The 14,282-nt window shown below is 65.1% G+C and carries 12 protein-coding genes; 6 read left to right on the plus strand and 6 right to left on the minus strand.

Annotated elements, in window-relative coordinates; all coding sequences use genetic code 11:
• Positions 1–149 precede the first annotated feature (149 nt).
• The 4 genes from imuA (at position 150) to ACL9RI_RS03175 (ending at position 3,976) form a co-directional block, all read left to right on the plus strand.
• Complete coding sequence (gene imuA, locus ACL9RI_RS03160; protein ID WP_422725124.1) at positions 150–860, plus strand: translesion DNA synthesis-associated protein ImuA; 711 nt, start codon at positions 150–152, stop codon at positions 858–860.
• Positions 790–2,271: a Y-family DNA polymerase gene (locus ACL9RI_RS03165; protein ID WP_422725125.1), complete on the plus strand. Its 1,482-nt coding sequence runs from the start codon at positions 790–792 to the stop codon at positions 2,269–2,271. The genes imuA and ACL9RI_RS03165 overlap by 71 nt, the downstream gene beginning before the upstream one ends.
• A 144-nt stretch (positions 2,272–2,415) precedes the next feature.
• Positions 2,416–3,120 carry a glutathione binding-like protein gene (locus tag ACL9RI_RS03170; protein WP_422725126.1) on the plus strand — a complete coding sequence of 235 codons (705 nt, stop codon included), beginning with the start codon at positions 2,416–2,418 and terminating at the stop codon, positions 3,118–3,120.
• Positions 3,121–3,136: 16 nt separating this feature from the next.
• Positions 3,137–3,976 carry an alpha/beta hydrolase family protein gene (locus tag ACL9RI_RS03175; protein WP_422725165.1) on the plus strand — a complete coding sequence of 280 codons (840 nt, stop codon included), beginning with the start codon at positions 3,137–3,139 and terminating at the stop codon, positions 3,974–3,976.
• Between the two features lie 65 nt (positions 3,977–4,041).
• On the opposite strand, the gene ACL9RI_RS03180 is transcribed toward ACL9RI_RS03175, so the two are convergent.
• The 6 genes from ACL9RI_RS03180 to ACL9RI_RS03205 all read right to left on the minus strand — a co-directional run bounded on the left by ACL9RI_RS03180 (position 4,042) and on the right by ACL9RI_RS03205 (position 12,516).
• Complete coding sequence (locus ACL9RI_RS03180) at positions 4,042–4,386, minus strand: hypothetical protein (protein ID WP_422725127.1); 345 nt, start codon at positions 4,384–4,386, stop codon at positions 4,042–4,044.
• A gap of 70 nt (positions 4,387–4,456) precedes the next feature.
• A complete protein-coding gene (locus tag ACL9RI_RS03185; protein ID WP_422725128.1) occupies positions 4,457–6,370 on the minus strand; it encodes a M61 family metallopeptidase in 1,914 nt (637 codons plus the stop codon).
• A gap of 87 nt (positions 6,371–6,457) precedes the next feature.
• Positions 6,458–9,670: a CHAT domain-containing tetratricopeptide repeat protein gene (locus ACL9RI_RS03190; RefSeq protein ID WP_422725129.1), complete on the minus strand. Its 3,213-nt coding sequence runs from the start codon at positions 9,668–9,670 to the stop codon at positions 6,458–6,460.
• A complete protein-coding gene (locus tag ACL9RI_RS03195) occupies positions 9,667–11,280 on the minus strand; it encodes a caspase family protein (RefSeq protein ID WP_422725130.1) in 1,614 nt (537 codons plus the stop codon). The genes ACL9RI_RS03190 and ACL9RI_RS03195 overlap by 4 nt, the downstream gene beginning before the upstream one ends.
• Entirely contained in the window at positions 11,277–11,906 is a 630-nt protein-coding gene (locus tag ACL9RI_RS03200) for an anti-sigma factor family protein (RefSeq protein ID WP_422725131.1), read from the minus strand. Before ACL9RI_RS03200 ends, ACL9RI_RS03195 begins: the two co-directional genes overlap by 4 nt.
• A complete protein-coding gene (locus ACL9RI_RS03205) occupies positions 11,899–12,516 on the minus strand; it encodes an RNA polymerase sigma factor (RefSeq protein WP_422725132.1) in 618 nt (205 codons plus the stop codon). Before ACL9RI_RS03205 ends, ACL9RI_RS03200 begins: the two co-directional genes overlap by 8 nt.
• Before the next feature lie 184 nt (positions 12,517–12,700).
• Between ACL9RI_RS03205 and ACL9RI_RS03210 the strand changes: the two genes are divergently transcribed.
• The gene (locus tag ACL9RI_RS03210; protein ID WP_422725133.1) at positions 12,701–13,504 is read left to right on the plus strand and encodes a hypothetical protein; all 804 of its coding nucleotides are present in this window, start codon (positions 12,701–12,703) and stop codon (positions 13,502–13,504) included.
• Positions 13,505–13,528: 24 nt separating this feature from the next.
• Entirely contained in the window at positions 13,529–14,260 is a 732-nt protein-coding gene (locus ACL9RI_RS03215) for a hypothetical protein (RefSeq protein ID WP_422725134.1), read from the plus strand.
• Positions 14,261–14,282 lie beyond the last annotated feature (22 nt).

Raw genomic sequence — 14,282 nt, forward strand, 5'->3', positions numbered from 1 at the left:
GAACACCCATGTTACAGCAAACGCCACATAAAACGGCGTTTTTCGGCGCTATGGGGTGGGCTGGCGCGAGTACGATTGCAGATAAGCCTTGCCAAAAGCGGAACTGGATAGTACTGTATATGCATACAGTATTTTGTTTGGATTCTTTTATGCAACATTCCGCCTTGATGGCCGCGCCGGAAGCCTTGCACCCATCGCTGTGGCGTGCCTCGCAACTGGGCCACGCGGCCACGCGCTGCCTGGACACGGGCTTTGCCGCGCTGTCCGCGCAACTGCCTGGCGGCGGCTGGCCCGGTGGCTGCCTGATCGACTTGCTGCTGCAGCAAGCGGGGTGTGGCGAGCTGCGCCTGCTGGCGCCGGCGCTGGCCCAGCTGCATGGTTTGCCGATTGTACTGTTGCAGCCACCCCATCCGCCGCAGGCGCTGGCCCTGGCGGCGCTGGGGCTGGCGCCATCGCAACTGCTGTGGCTGCGCAGTAGCGGCAGCAAGGATGCCTTGTGGGCGGCGGAAAATATCTTGCGCAGCGGCAGTTGTGGCGCTTTGCTGTTCTGGCAGCAACATGTGCGCAGCGACAGCTTGCGCCGCTTGCACCTGGCGGCGCAGGGCGGCAATACCCTGTTCTGCATGTTGCGCCCACTGCATGGCGCCCAGGATGCCTCGCCGGCGCCGCTGCGCCTGTCGCTGCGCCCGGCAGCCGGCGGCATCGAGATTGGCTTTATCAAACGCCGGGGACCGCAGCGCGATGCGCCGCTGTTCCTGCCTTTGCAACCTCCTTCTTTACTGCAGCGCCATGCGTCTCTGGATCGGCCTTTGCCTGCCCCGGCTCCCGCTCGAAGTCTTTTGCCCGAACTGGTCGGCTGACACGCTCGGCGTGGTGTTGGAGCAGGAGCAAGTCATGGCCCTGTCGCCGCAGGCCCGCCAGGCGGGGATCAAGCCTGGCATGCGGCGCGGCGGCGTGCTGATGCTGGCGCCGCAGGCACGTTTGTTCGAGCGTTCGCCCGCGCTGGAGGCGCAGGCCTTGCAGGAAGTGGCGCTGGCGCTGCTGCAGTTTTCGCCGCTGGTGGCACACGGCGAAGAGGCCACCTTATTGGTCGATGCGGGGGCCAGCCTGCGTCTGTTCGGCGGCGTGCGCGCCTTGTGCCGGCAGATCGCGGCCAGCCTGCACGCGTTGGGCTACACGGCGACGCTGTCGTGCGCGCCGACGGCAAGGGGCGCCTGGCTACTGGCGAACGCGGACGCTGGCCGGGTGCTGGGCATGGCGAGCCTGGCGCGCCGGCTCGACCGGCTGCCGGTCGGCTTGCTGCCGCCTGCGCGGCCGTACCTGGACTGGTTCGAGGGCATCGGTTGCCGTACCCTGGGGCAACTGCGCCGTTTGCCCCGGCCCGGCCTGCAGCGCCGCTGTGGCGCGGCCTTGCTGGCCATGCTGGACGATGCTTGTGGCCATGGCACGGAACTGCATGTATGGATCGTCGCGCCGCCCACGTTTCGCGCCAGCCTGGAATTGTTCGACCGGGTGGAAAACGCCGAGGCGCTGCTGTTTGGCGCGCGCCGTTTGCTGCAGCAAATGACGGGCTGGCTGTGCGCGCGGCAACTGGCGGTCGAACGCATCGCCTTGCTGCTCACGCATGAGCGGGGCCGGCAGGCGCGTGCCCCCACGGTGGTGGAACTGGCCCTGGGCGAAGCCGTGTGGCGCGACGAACACTTGCTGCGTTTATTAAAGGAACGGCTGGCGCAGCTGGTGCTGGAAGCGCCCGTGATCGGCTTGCACCTGGAAGCGCTGCAGGTCTTGCCGATGGCGCCGCCCAGCGAGACCCTGTTTCCCGAGCCGGGCGGCAGCCCCGCAGACCGCCAGCGCCTGATGGAATTGCTGGTGGCGCGGCTGGGCAGCAGCAATGTCTTGCAGGCGGCGCCCCTGGCCGATTACCGGCCCGAAGCGGCGAACCGCTGGCTGCCGGTGAGTGACACATTGGCGGCCAGGGGCGGCGCGGCCGCTTTGCCGCCCGGCCTGCCAGGCATGCCCCGTCCCGGCTGGCTGCTGGCGCAACCTATCGCCTTGCTGATGCGCGAGCACCGGCCGTTTTATGGCTCGCCCCTGAAAATGGTGTCGGTGGCCGAGCGCATCGAGGCGGGCTGGTGGGGCCAGTCGCAGGCGCGCGATTATTTTATTGCCGAAGGACGCGACCACGCCCATTACTGGGTCTACCGCGAACGCATCGCCGGCAGCGGCGAAGAGGCCGCGCCGCGCTGGTTTTTGCATGGGCTGTTTGCCTGAAGGCTGACTGGCCAGGGCCAAATCGGGCGCTGCTCTGCTGAAATTTCAAGGCTTGGCTATACTGGTCCACCTGTCAGCCGGCATGGCCTTATATCCATGCTGCCTGTGTCGCTTCACGCCTTGAACTATCTCTAAAGGATACCCATGTCTCAGCTATCGAACTTCCCCATCACCCAGAAATGGCCTGCCCAGCATCCTGAGCGCCTGCAGTTGTATTCGCTGCCGACGCCGAACGGCATCAAGGTGTCGATCTTGCTGGAAGAAATCGGCCTGGAGTACGAGCCGCATCTGGTCAGCTTCGAGCGCAACGACCAGATGGCGCCGGAATTCCTGTCCCTCAATCCGAACAACAAGATTCCCGCCATCCTCGATCCGCATGGCCCGGGCGGCAAACCGCTGGCGCTGTTTGAATCGGGCGCCATCCTGATTTACCTGGCCGAGAAAACCGGCAAGTTCATCCCGCAGGATGCGGCCCTGCGCTATGAAACCATCCAGTGGGTAATGTTCCAGATGGGCGGCGTGGGTCCCATGTTTGGCCAGCTGGGCTTTTTCCATAAGTTTGCTGGCAAGGAATTCGAAGACAAGCGTCCGCTCGAACGTTATGTGGGCGAAACCAAGCGTTTGCTGGGCGTGCTGGAACAGCGCCTGCAAGGCCGTGACTGGATCATGGGCGAGCACTATACGATTGCTGATATTGCCATTTTCCCATGGGTACGCTGCCTGGTCGGCTTCTATGGCGCCAGCGAGCTGGTTGGTTTTGACAACTTCCCCAATGTCGCGCGCGCATTGAAAGCGTTCGAAGCGCGTCCCGCCGTCGTCAAAGGCGTAGACATCCCCAAACGTAATTAATAACGCAATAACGCAACTGCCTGCAGCGATGGCCGCGCGGCGCTACAATGCGCCCTCGGCCGCGCTGCGCGGCAGCTTGACTGTCCATCGTATGAAATCAACCCGGCAAGACTTTCCCGGCGCCCACGGCCACGTGCTGGCGGCCCGTCTCGATGCGCCCGATGGCGCTATCCGCGCCTATGCGCTGTTCGCCCATTGTTTTACCTGCGGCAAGGATGTGCTGGCGGCACGGCGCATCGCGCAAGGCTTGACGGAACATGGGATCGCTGTATTGCGTTTCGATTTTACGGGCCTGGGCGCCAGCGAGGGCGAGTTTGCCGCCACCAATTTTTCATCGAACGTGGCCGACCTGATCGCCGCCGCCGATTTCCTGCGCGCCAAACATGCTGCGCCGCAATTGCTGATCGGCCATAGCCTGGGCGGCGCGGCCGTGCTGGCCGCCGCCGGACAAGTGCCGGAAGCCACCGCCGTGGTGACCCTGGCCGCGCCCAGTTCGCCCGCCTACGTGACGCGCATGTTCAGCGACCACCTGGCACAGATCGCCAGCGAAGGCGAAGCGCTGGTGCAGCTGGAAGGGCGGCCATTCCGTATCCGCCAGCAATTTGTCGATGATGTCGCCAGCCGCCCCAGCCTGAAGGAGCAGATCGCCGGCCTGCGCCGCGCCCTGCTGGTGATGCATGCGCCTAACGACACCACGGTCGATGTGTCGAACGCGATGGAAATCCTGACGACCGCCAAGCACCCGAAAAGTTTCGTCTCGCTCGACGACGCCGATCATTTATTGACGGGCCGCGACGATGCGGCGTATGTGGCCAATGTGATTGCTGCCTGGAGCGCGCGCTATCTGAATACTTGAACGATAGCCATAAAAAAAGCCGTACCGGCATGAGCGGGTACGGCGTCGTCGGAGGCAGCCTGGGATCAGTCAAACTCGGCCGACAAATCCTTCCAGCCCTTGCTGGCGGCAAAAACCGAGAATTCTTCCGGCGCTTCCAGCACGATCAGTTTTTTGTCTTGCAAACCGAGGTCGCCATGGCCGAAGTCGGGGCCTACGTAGCCGAGGCTGCGCAAGCGCGTGAGAATCTGGCCGACCAGGGTTTTATCTTTGTACAGGCCGCTTTCGAGCGGGGCGGAAAAATCCACATACACGTCGATGATGCCGTAACCTTCGTCGAAGATACGGATCGCCTTGATGTCGTGGGCACGGCCGGAGCCGTCGGTGGCCTTGAATGGGCCGCTGAGCTGGATGTCGGTGTCATTGTTCATATTGTCAGCATACACCAAAACGTGGCTGGGGAGAGAGGGGCCGCCCCGATTCAGCAGCCCCTGCACTTGCTTATTTCAGCGCTTGCAGGATGGTTGTCAGGCGGTCGCGCGTGCCGGCGATGCGTTCCAGTTGCGGATACTTCAGGCCGCCGTGGTAATCCAGCGCCACGGTCTGGTACTGCTTGCCTTTTTTCACCAGCAAGTTGATCGGCTGCGTGCTGTCCTTGGCTGCCTGGATGGCTTTTTTCAGCAGCTTGGGCGTGTACGCCATGCCATTCACGGCCAGCAAGGTCGTGTTGCCCGACAAGCCAGCCTTGAAGGCGGGACCGTCCCACAGCAGCTTGCCCAGCTTGCCGTCCTTGTCGACGGTCAAGCCCAGCGAGTAACTGAGGTCGGTGCTCTTGCTGCGCTCTTCCGTTGCCTGCATGAACGGCGTCTGCTTGTCGCGGTAGACCAGTTTCCAGCCGGCGCGGGCCAGGCCGTCCAGCGGCGCGCCCGGGCCGTGGCCATCGAGGCGGCTGCGCAGGAAGGTGGCCCAGTTGTATGGTTGCACGGCGTTCAGGCCCGCCACCACATCCTCGAAGGTGTAGGGCAGCGGCGTGGTGCTGCCATCCTGCACGCCAAAGAAGGCGCGCGCAAAGTCGTCGAGCGAGCGGCGCTCACCGGACAGTTCGCGGATGGTGGTGTCGACATCGAGCCAGATCAGCGAGCCTTCCGAATAATAATCTTCGCTACGCTGCCAGCTGCTCCAGCCGATCGGGCGGCGGCCATTGATGATCGGGTCGTTGGTCGTATCCTGCATGGCGCGCCAGCTGCGGCCCGGTACCGCATCGTAATAGGCAGCCGTGGAAGCGAACAGGTCGCGCATGTTCGCTGGCGTGATCAGGCCGGAACGCGAGGCCAGCACATTGCCCCAGTATTGGGTCTGGCCTTCGTAGACCCACAGCAGGCTGTTTTGCAGCGGCGTGTTGAAGTCGGGCGTGGCCTGGCCGGCCGGGCGGCGGAACTTGCCATTCCACGAGTGCGTCAATTCATGCGGCAGCAGCGCGCGGCCCGCTTCGGTCTTGTCCCATTCGCTGAAGTAGCCGGGCTTGACGCCGTTCTCGCTCGACTGCATGTGCTCGCGGCCGATGCCGCCAAAATCATCGCTCAGGGCCAGCAGGAAATCATAGTGCTTGAAATGGCGCGAGCCGAACAGTTTATAGACTTGCTGCATCAGCACGCGGTGTTTTTCGATTTGTTCCGGCGTCGCTTCCAGGCTGTCCGGGCTGTCGGCCACCACGTTCAGGTGCACCGGCACCTTGGCGCCCGGATCGAGGTCGAAGCGCTTGAAATAGCGGCCCGCGAACAGGGGCGAATCGACCAGGTTATCGAGATCGATGGTCTGGAAGTCCACCTGCTTGCCGGCCGGCGTGGACGATTCGGCGCGCACTTCCAGCGCGCTGCCGAACTGCCAGCCGGCCGGCAGGGTCAGGCTGGGCTGCACCTGGATCTCGCGTGCAGGACGGCCTTCCGGGTACAAGGTCATGGCATGCCATTGCACGCCGAGAATGTCGGCCGTCATGGTGATGCGTCCCTGGTTGCCTTCGACGGGCGAGAGGAACTGGTATTGCGCTTCCACCGCCGTTGCGCCAGCCGGCACCTCGATATGGAAGGCGAACATGTTGACGGGATCGCGCTGCCATTCCAGCGGCTTGCCATTGGCAAACAGGCGCAGGCCGGCCAGCTGGTTCAAGGGGCCGCTGGGGCCGTGGTTGCCAGGCACCCATTGCGGATACAGCAAGGTCATCTTGCCCGGCGTGGCGGGGATAATCTCGCGGATATTGAAAATCTGCTGGGCCACATTGCTGGCGTCCACATGCAGCACGATGGGCGCGGATGCTGTTTCAGCAGCAGTAGAAGTAACAGGAGCGGCGGCGTGCGCGCCGAAGGCTGCGCTCAACAGGACGGCGAGCAGCGGGCGTGAAAATGTTTTAAGGGACATGAATGAAAAGATTGATGGGTGGAAAGTGGTATTGTCGGCAACTATGGTCTGGCAGCAACGGTAACTGTAGCACAGCCATGGACATCCTCAGGAGCCGAGCAGGATAAAGCCGGCCCAGAAAAACGGGTGGCTGTGCGGGTTGCCGGTGCTGGCGGCGTCCAGCATGGTCAGGCCGCGCGTGGCCGCGACCTTGCTGCTGCCCGTGCGGCCGGCGCGGATTTGCTGCAATTGCGCCTGGCGCAAGGCTTGCGGCTTGCTCTTGCCGTGGGCCAGCGCATTGTAAAAATCGCTCATCAGGGTGGCGGTCGATTGATCCGAGACGCGCCACAGGCTGGCCAGCACATTGCGCGCACCGCGCTGGCGGGCCAGCCAGGCCAGGCCTTCCAGTTCGCGGCCCGTATCGTCGGTGCCGGCCGGCACGGCCGTTTCGCAAGCCGATAGTGTCAGCAAGTCCAGGCCGGCAAAGCGGTAGCGTTCTTGCGCCAGTTCGGCCAGGCTGAGTTTTTGTCCATCGCCCAGCAGCAGATAGGAATCCTTGCCCATGCCCGAACGCAGCACGAAGTGGCTGGCGATATGCACGCTGCGGTTGGCGGGCAGTGCCTGCTGCAGCGCGGCTGCCGTGAAGTCGGCATCGAGATACACCTGGCTGGGCACATGCGCCGCCTGTTCGATGTTGGCGACGGCGCGCAATTCCGACTGCACGAAGGGTAGCGCCGGCAGCTCGCCGCTGGCACTGGTCTGCCCCAGCAAGGCCATCGACGGCGCGCGTGCCGGGTCTGCGGTCTTGCCCTCGGCGCCACGCGCATCGAGCGCAATCGGCAGCCGTTCGACCAGCCAATGGCGGCCGTCATGCAGCATGGCGAAGGGCAGGTAGCGCAAGACGCCATCGAGCGACAGCGATAGCGACCTGGCGCCCTTGAGCTGCGTGCTGACGGGCGCGATCAATAGCGCATACAGCGCTTGCGCATCGGCGCGCGCATCCATGCCCGGATCTTGCGCGCTGCGGCGCAGGCTGGCGATGCGCTGCGCCAGCGTGCGTTCATCGATGGCCACGTCATGGATGCTGCTGCCGGGTTTTCCGCCGGTTTGTGCGACGATGCGCAGGCGCTTGTCCGTCACCAGATACGTCAGGTGCAGCACGCCTGGCTTGAGCGGCGTGGCCCTGCTGATGGCTGGCGATGGTTGGGCGACGGGGCTTGCCGGCAGCGTGACCAGCGCCACGGTGGTCTCATCGACGAGCGCCGTCATGGCGGCATTTGCGCGCTGCCATTCTGCCTCGGCCTGTGCCGCACCTTGCGCCTGGTGTTCGCGCGCCAGGGCCAAGGCCTGGGCGCCGGCGCGCAGTGCCGACGCGCGCGTATCGAACTGCCGCTGCCAGGCACTTTCCGCTCCCGTGTAGACCAGGCGCGTGGTGCGCGGATCGGGGCCGCTGCGCACCAGGTCATGAAAGTCGTCTTCGCGCACCATGGCCAGCACGGTTTCCGCCTCCTGGATGCGGCGCTGGTCGAGCAAGCGGTCCGCCAGCTGGCCATAGGCGGCGCGCTTCTGGCGAATAAAACCTTGCCGCAGCGGCACGGGCAAGCTGGCCGTGCCGGCGCGCGTCGCCTGCAGCGCATTGACCGCCTGCTTGCCCAGGAAGATGGCGGTTGCGTCAGGTTCCAGCGCACCCAGTTGCGCCGCCGCCCGCGCTTCGAGCAAGGCCTGTTGATTGGCCATCGCAATGGCCAGCGCGCGCGCCGCCTGCGTGCGTGCGCGGATGGTGTCGCCGGTGCGTGCCTGCAGTTCGGCGGCATTCAGCAAGGCCAGGCCGTAGGCGGGGTGCGATACGCCGCGCGCGGCCGCCAGTTGCTGCGCCAGCGTGGCCGCTTCCTGCGCCAGTGCGCGCAGATCGGCATCTGTAATGCCGGGCCGCCCCGCCCGCACCTGCAAGCGGGCCTGGCGCACGGTGTCGAGCAAGCCGGCCGGTGCAGAAGCCATGTGTTCCAGGCGCGCCACCAGGCTGGCCAGGGCCGTCTCTGCCTGCGCCTGCTGGCCCAGCGCCGCCTGCGCCTGGGCCGCCAGCAGCAGCGCGTTGATTTCATCGTCCGGTAACGGCTGGCCGCCGGAGACGGCCAGTTGCGCCGCCGCCTGGGCAGCGTCCAGCGCTTGCTGGTACTGCCCCAGCGCCATCAAGGTGCTGCCATGCGCGTATTGGTGGGTGGAGCAGGCGGGGGACGTATCGCCATACACCTCGCGGCAGTGGCGCAGCGCGGCGCCGGCCGCCTCTTCTGCGCGGCCCAGCTGATTGTCGGCCAGCGCGGTGAGCGCCACGTCTTGCCAGGCGCTCACCGTATTGGCGTGCTGGTCGCCGAACAGGGTCTGGCGGATGCGCAAGCCCTGTTCGGCTTCCTGCCAGGCCTTGCCGCTTTCGCCCAGGCGCGCATGGATGCCGCTCAGGCGGTTCAGGGCTATGCTGGCCTGCATCGAATCGGCGCCCGAGCGCTGCACGGCCATCGCCAATAAACGCTGCGCAAACGACAGCGCCTGCCGGTCGTTGCCGCTCAGGGTGTACCAGGTAGCCATGTCCGCGATGCTCGTTTGCGTCTCGGTGCGGTTTTCGCCGAAGGCCGCCAGGCGGATGCGGTAGGCGTGTTCCAGGTAGCCGTAGGCTTCTTCCATGCGCCCCATGCGCAGCAGCAGCACGCCCACGTCGCGCATGCCCCAGGCGTGGTCGGTGCTGTTTTCGCCCGAGGTGCGGGCCCAGGTCTCCATCGCCAACCGCGCATACGGCAGGCCGCGTGCGTATTCCTTGGTTTGCAGCGCCACGCCGGACAGGTTCGACAGGCTGGTGCCATACGAGACCGTATCCTTGCCGACGATGTTTGCCTTCGCTGCCAGCGCAATATCGCCCCAGTGCCACGCCAGTTCGAAGCGGCTCCACTGGCGGTACAGATACATCAACTCGGCCGGGTAGTACATGTTTTCGCGGCCAGGGTCGCCATCGTGCAAGGCCTGGCGGATGGCCCAGCCTTCCAGCAAGGCCTGTTCGCTTTCCGGGTAGCGGTCCAGCAGCTGCAGGCTCTGGCCCAGGCCCAGCAAGCCGCTGGCGATGCCGGCCGGGTCGTTCGCTGCACGGCAGGCCTGCACGCTGCGCTCGAACAGGGGCAGGGCGCGCGCCGGCTGCTCATCCTTGATGGCGTCGTTGGCTTCATCGAGCCAGGGCGTGACGGCGGGCAGGCAGGTGGCGGCCGCCGCCGTGTTCAGCAAGGCGGGTCCTGCCAGCAGTAAAAAACGCGCAAAGCAGAGTGCAAGGCGTTTCATTTCGTTGAGGTCCAGGAAAGACGGGCGACCTGCGCCTGGTCGGGATTGTGTGCGTCGTCCAGGTCAGTCCGTGCGCCGCGCGTGGCCGGCGCTGGCGTATCGAGCAAAAAGAAACGGCGCGGCAGCGTGCCATTGCCGGCCGGCGCCGCTATCAGGGCCAGCCATTCCTTGCCAAAGCGGGGGCCGCTGACGACAAAGCTGCGTTCGAAGCGGCTGATGCCATTGCCGATGGCGGGTGGCATGCGGTTGCTGTCGCCTTCCAGCGCCGGATAGATGCGCATGGCGGGGCCATCCAGCGGTAAATGCGCCAGCGCCAGGTCGACGGAAGCGGTGCTGCGGTTTTCCACGCTCAAGCGGATGCGCGTGCCGGCCGGCAGCAGGCCCAGGTCGGCATCGGCGAAGGGTAGCTGGCGCGGCGGCTGGCCCGGCAGGCTCAGTTCGATGCGCGCATCGAGCAGCGGCGTGCCGGGCGTGGCGGGCAGGGCCAGCAATTGCGCCAGGCGCGCTGGTGATTGCGCCGTGCGGCTGGCCCAGCCCGGCGTGGTGGCGTCGCTGCCGGCGATCAGCGACAGCCGGCTCTCGCCCCAGCCGGTAGCGACGGCGCGCCAGCGGGCGCCATCGTTCTGGAATACGTCGCCATCGCGCAGGCCATCGAGCAGCCCGAACGGCAGATACCAGCCCTGACCATCGCGCCGTACCGGCCACCGTGGCGACGCGCTTGCGCTGCCGCCTGCCCACAGCGGGGTGTCGAGCGTGCCGGTATAAACGGGCGAGGGCCAGGCGGAACGGGGCAGGTGGTAACTGTCCAGCGCCGCCCTGTATTGCTGCGTGGCGTTGTCGGCCCAGATGGCATAGGTGCGCGGCTGTGCATCAAGGCCGCTGATCACGGCGCGGGTAAACAGGCCGGCTGCCTGGCCGGTGGCCTGCACAGCCGATTCCGGGGTCCGCTGCTGCGCTTCGGCGGCAAAGAAGCCGATGAAGTGGGGACGCGCGCGCGGGCCAGCATCTGCTGCGCTGGCCGGCGCGCGCCAGCCGATGTCGGTCGTTGACAAGCCGCGCCACACCAGGCCGTCGCCGCCACGCGTGCCGGCCGCTGCATGGCAGGTGTCGAAGATGGCGACCACGCGCGCCTGGCGTGCGGAGAGGGCGTCGATTGCGCGCCCCAGTTCGCTGCTGCCGATGCCGCCATCCAGCCGCCGGCCCTGGACCTTGCTGTCGCGTGTCAGCAGCATGGTGTGCCGTCCGGCAGGCGCAGGCGCTAGTCCAGGATGGGTAGGCAGCAGCACGCTGTGGCCGGACCAGTACAACAGCAGCACGTCGTCCTTGCCCAGTGTGTTTTCCAGTTGGGCCAGGCGGGCCAGGATGGCCGCGCGCGTAGGGACAGCGCCGCCAGCATCGGAAAAACTGTCGATATGGTCCGCCGCAAAACCGTGGCGCAGCAGGGCCGCGCGCATCGCGGCCACGTCGCTGGTGGGGCCGGCCAGCCAGGTACTGCGCGGCATGGCGGGCAATTCCGCCACGCCGACCAGCAGCGCGTGGCGCTCGCCCGCCAGCGCCGTGCCGCCGAGCAGGCACGCCAGCCACCAGCCGCGCAGCCACCGCAAGGTCATTGCGCCTCTGGCGCCTCGATGAGGGCCGCTTCATCGACCACGCTGCTGTTTTTCAGGCTTTGCAGCGCAGCAGCTGCATCGAGTCCATCGAGCAGATAAATGTGGCCGGGCAGGGGACCGGTGACGATGCCCGCATGCGCCTGTTCCAGCGCAGTTTCCATCTGGCTGATCGATGCATCAGGCTTGAATTGCACGCGCAGGTTCGCCACCGGCGCTTCCGTGCCAGGCACGCTGCGCCATTGCACTTGTTCGTTAGCCGTGCCTTGCACTTGCCACAGCAGCCAGGCCTGGATGATGCAGATGCTGGCCAGCGCCGTGATCGCAATAGGCGCCATGCGTGGTAGCGATGGCAGGGGAAAGCGCGCCAGCAGGCGGCGCCACCGGGCAGGCTTTTCCTGTGCCAGCCTGTGGTGCAGTTCCGCCAGGCCGGCGCTGGCGTCCAGGCTGGCCGCTTCCTGTTCGATGGCGGCGCGAATCTCGCGCAGCCAGGCCGCGTCGGCTACCCAATCGGGATCGTGTTCCAGCCTGGCGGCAATGCGGCTGGCCTCATCGGCAGAGGCGTGGCCGTTCAGATAGTCGGGCAACGCTTCATGCAGCTTTTTCTCTGTATCGACGGGATCAGTCATGGCGGCCGCCCTCCTGGACAAACCAGCGCTCGATGCACTGGCGTAGGTTGAGACGGCCATGAAACAAACGCGTCTTGACAGTGCCTTCCGGCGCCTGCTGGATGTGGGCGATATCGGCCACCGACAAATCATCGATGGCCCACAAGGTCAGGCTTTCGCGCTGCAGGGGATTGCGCAGGCGCCGCAGGCAATCGAGTACGGCGTGGCGCCGCTGCAGGCTTTCCCTTGCCGCTTGCGGCCCCGGATCGTGTTCCGCCAGTTCCAGCCGGGACTGGTCGTAGCCATCGCTGTCGATCGATTCCTCGCGCGCCACGCGTTTGCCATGGCGGCGGATCTGGTCGATGGCCTTGTTGCGTGCCAGGGTCAGCAGCCAGGTGCCGAAGGCCACGCGGCCATCGTAGCGCATGGGCGCGCGCCATATATCGTGGAAGACGTCGATCGTCACTTCGTCGGCAATGGCGTGTGTGTCAAGCCCGCAACCGCTGAGCTGGAGCCGCGCGAAGACGCGCACACGCGGCGACCACGTCCGGTACAGGGCATCGAGTGCGCGCTGGTCGCCCGATGCCATGGCAGCCAGCAGTTCGGCAGGATTGACAGGCAATGCGCTCATCTTGCGGGTGGGTGGCGGGTCGCGGAAAGCGCCGATTATAGCATTGTGGAAATAGTTGCAGCCGTCATCAGGGGCATTAACTTTTCTTCATAAAAGATTGAACCGGATTGAACTTTCTTGCGAATAAGAGGGCAAAGGGCCGCATGCCAGCGGCTCATCTTCCCTCACAAGAAAGGATGTTCAGATGAAACAGCGCGGCAAGATTTTACGCGATACCAGCATCGGCCCCGGCCTGCTTGCCATTGGCCTGGAGCAATACCCATTTCAGCTGGAAGGCATGTGGAAATCGGACACGGCGCCCAGGGTGAATATGGTGGTCGAAGTGGAACTGGATGCATCGCAGGCGGTCAGCGCGATTTACCCGGTGGCCGACACCCAGCTGGCCAAGGAGCAAGCTGAACTGGCCATGTCCGCCGCCAGGGCCAAGGGCGCGGAAGTGGCCAGCGGTGTGGTGGCGCGCCTGGGCGTGCCCATGCTGGTGTCGCTGGGCCTGCTGGTGATCGCCTGGTTTTTCCTCAATACCATCTCGGTACGGGTGTCTTCCAATTTCAATCCGGGCCTGAGTTTCTGGAAACTGCTGGCCTTGCTCAATGCGCCGTCGGGCTTGCTGCAATCGTTCGGCAATACCTCGGGCAGCAGCGGCATATATGGTTTCCTGGCCATCGTGTGCCTGGCCGGACCCTTGCTGCCCCATGCCTGGAAGGATAAGCGCGCACACCTGGGCGGCCTGTTGCCGCTGCTGTTCATGCTGCTGGTCGCCGGCTTGATGTATAGCGGCATCAGCAACGGCATCAGCGAAGCGCAAGGCGCGGCCAGCCAGTTCGGTGGCGCCGAGGCGGCGCGCATGATGGCCGAGATGAGTTCGAGCATGGCGCGCGAAGCACTGCGCGCCATCAGCATCGGCCCGGGCGCCTACCTGTCGCTGGCCGTCAGCCTCTACCTTGCAGCCCGGGGCTGCATCACATTCCTGGCCGCCAAGGCCGTTTGATCTTCACTTTTATTGAAAGAAATCATGTTGAACGCATACAAGAAACCATTATTGCTGGCCTTGCTGATGGCCAGCCTGGCCGCCTGCGGCGACAAGGCCGCTACGCCAGCGCCGACCCTGGCCGATGCGACGGCGCCGAAAACCGTCGCCGCCATCAAGCAGGAAGTGGTGCGCGCCGCCTTGCCGAAGGCGGACAAGTCCACCCCCGCCGCCAGCTACCAGGAGTTGACCAGCGGCAACCAACTGATGTATTCCTACCTGTCGCTGGCAGCCATGCCCATCGACTATGCCAGAATCGCCGGGGTGGTGTCGTCCGACTATGCGCGCTCCAGCGATGAATTCCACAAGAACGATCTGTTGAAGGCGCTGCAGCCGAAGATCGACGCTGCCGTGGCGCAGGCCGGCGCGCAGCGCTATGTGCGCCTGAAGATCGATAACCCGGTCAATAAATATGACTTCGAGCAGAAAGGCTTTCCGCTCGATAGTTCGCTGTGGGAATCGGGCGCGACGCGCTACTTCTTTGATAATTCCACCTACAAGCTCAGCTTCAGCAATGGCGATGGTTTCCGCTACCTGAACGTGCCGGCCGAAGAGACGGCGCGGACCATCGAAGGCTTGCGCAGCAAATACCAGGCTTTGCAGCTGGTGGTGTATGCGTTTGCGCAAGATGCCGATATCAGCCAGAACCTGGTGCGCGCCGAAATCGTCAAGGTCGAGCTGGTGGATAAAAAGGGCAATGTCCTGGCCAGCCAGTAAGCATGGCAGCCCCTGCCGGATG

The sequence above is a fragment of the Janthinobacterium sp. Mn2066 genome, from assembly GCF_049319705.1.
Taxonomy (GTDB): domain Bacteria; phylum Pseudomonadota; class Gammaproteobacteria; order Burkholderiales; family Burkholderiaceae_D; genus Janthinobacterium.